2 protein-coding genes are annotated in these 2,434 nt (G+C 36.4%); both read left to right on the top strand.

The genetic code is table 11. The features are described from left to right. The first annotated feature begins 83 nt into the window (after positions 1 to 83). A complete protein-coding gene (locus PRECH8_RS14025) occupies positions 84 to 689 on the top strand; it encodes a hypothetical protein (RefSeq protein ID WP_200967721.1) in 606 nt (201 codons plus the stop codon). Positions 690 to 991: 302 nt separating this feature from the next. Then, positions 992 to 1,864, top strand: coding sequence for an Abi family protein (locus PRECH8_RS14020; protein ID WP_200967720.1), 873 nt, complete (start codon positions 992 to 994; stop codon positions 1,862 to 1,864). Positions 1,865 to 2,434 lie beyond the last annotated feature (570 nt).

Here is a 2,434-nt window from a genome sequence, read left to right as displayed (position 1 = left end):
GGATGTGTCCAAACTTAGGGGACTAATCCGTTAAGTCCAATGAAATACGGCAGAAATGCAGGTTTCTTGGGGAGAATGGTTGGGTGATTTCACCTTTTTGGGAACCAAATATAAATGAAACTTGGTATGATACATGGTTTTGGCTAACGTATGAAGGGAAATCAGATTTAATTTCCAATTATTTTGAAAAAGATAACTACTCATTATTGAAACAGGTCAACGGTTATTCACGTTTTGAAGTTACTCGTTATGATTGGTTTATTGAAGCAGAGAAACTTTTTGAGGAAAAGTACTATACTTCATGTTCGATGGTATTGACAGCGATTTTAGAAGCAAGTATAAGGGAATGCCCAATTGATGATTGGACTCAAAAGATTACTGTTTTTTTCGATAGAGCTGTTAGAACAAAAGTTGAGGATTACTATACAAATAAAAGTATTGAACCCTTAAGTAGATATATTGACACTGTCCTTTTATTGCCGTCTATTGATGGTTTTATAGAAATGTATTTCAACAGTGGTGCTCGTTTTGAGAAAAAAAATGAACCTCCCTATTTAGAGCGAAATTGGCTTATGCATGGAATGACCAAAAGAAAAATAAACGAAGCTGACTGTATTAAGTTATTTAATGTAATTTGTAGTCTTCATTATGTTAAACATTCAATATTCGGTACATTTTATGGACATTAACGCAAAACTTGTATGGAGATTGATGGAATATATTCTTGGAACAGCATTATGTTTGGTAGCACATTCCGCAGAGGTTGTCCTAATTAACTACTTCACACATGTTGAATGCTGTGTGTCGCTCGTACGGAAACAATCAATATAGCCGCATTTACCGATAATGAACTGATTCAATAATGACGTGAATGGCTTGCTTTTTCGTTGACATTATTTCGCAACTCTTGTATGATAAAGTCAATAGTTCCCACCACGCCTCTTAACAATGCGTACCAAGGTGGGCCTTCTTGTTTTTATGGAGGAATTTTATGTATTCCAATAATATACCTTCCATTAAGAGGCCTACTACATTTGAAGAGCAAGTCGAAATATTAAAGAGCCGCGGGCTCGTCATATCCGATGTTGATTCTGCTATTCGTACGTTGCAACGAATCAACTATTATCGGTTAAGCGCATATACACTCAGTCTAAAGAAAAATGATCAATTTCTTCCTGATATTACTTTTGAACATGTTGTCGCTTTATATGAATTTGATCGCCGTTTTCGTTATTTGATTATGGAGATGGTTGAGCAAGTTGAGATCGCTTTCAGGACCCATATTTCATATCATATTGCCCACACTTACGGTCCTCTTGGTCATTTGAATCCTCAACATTTTGATAATCATGATGCGTTTCTAGCTGAGCTTGAAAAGGAACTCAAGCGTTCCCAAGAACTATTCATTAAGCATCATTATGAAAAGTATGAGGGAAAAATACCAGTTTGGGTGGCTATTGAAGTTCTTTCGTTTGAAGCGCTTTCGAAGTTATTTTCCAATATGAAAAATGATGATAAGAATCAAATTGCCAAAAGAAATTACCGCGCTCCAGCCATATATCTTGAAAGTTGGCTTAAATGTATGTCCTACATTCGAAATATATGTGCCCATTACGGCCGTCTTTATAATCGTCCATTAACAAGCAAACCTAGGCTTGACCGAAAATCAAAGCAACTTGGGATTGATCAGGGTAAAATTTTTGCTCATCTATATGTTTTAAAGGATCTTATTCCTGACCGAGACAAGTGGCTTAATTTTATCATTCGATTAGAAGTGTTGTTGTCCGAGTATAGCGAAGTTGTGGAGTTGGATCGGATTGGATTCCCGGAGGATTGGGAGGCTGTTCTGATGATGGGGAGATAGCATGAATCAAGGTGGCGTTACAAAGTTGATTTTTCGGATGAGATAATCTCTACATAACACATGTGGAGTGCTGTGTTTTGCTCATTCGTAAGTAAATCTCAAAGCCGCATTTACCTATTGTCAAAGTCCGTGTGTTCTTCCTTTTATTATTATGGAAACCTATGCGAGTCAAACTGGACATGTGGAGTCGGTAATATTGCTAGTTCGTAACGTTTGAGATGTGACAGTACTGCTCAAATTTCAATTCTAAATGGTCTTAGCTGCCTTAAAGCCTAATCCTTTTGAGGAAAGGGCTTTTTGTTTTGAAAGACTGATTGAGACATATTGTATTTTAAAGCATAGGTAATGTATCCTATAAATGAGAGTTAGGCCCAAACGAATGTTAGGACCTTTTATTCTATTAAGGAGCTGCCTTAAAGCCTAATCCTTTTGAGGAAAGGGCTTTTTGTTTTGAAAGACTGATTGAGACATATTGTATTTTAAAGCATAGGTAATGTATCCTATAAATGAGAGTTAGGCCCAAACGAATGTTAGGACCTTTTATTCTATTAAGGAGCTATTCCTGTAATG

Origin of the sequence: Insulibacter thermoxylanivorax, assembly GCF_015472005.1 — a bacterium.
Taxonomy (GTDB): Bacteria; Bacillota; Bacilli; order Paenibacillales; family DA-C8; genus Insulibacter; species Insulibacter thermoxylanivorax.
This window is presented reverse-complemented; position numbering and strand designations above follow the sequence as displayed.

Bases quoted from the DNA above. Each gene is read 5' to 3' on its own strand.
- PRECH8_RS14020 (WP_200967720.1), top strand. From the start codon at position 992: ATGTATTCCAATAATATACCTTCCATTAAGAGGCCTACTACATTTGAA.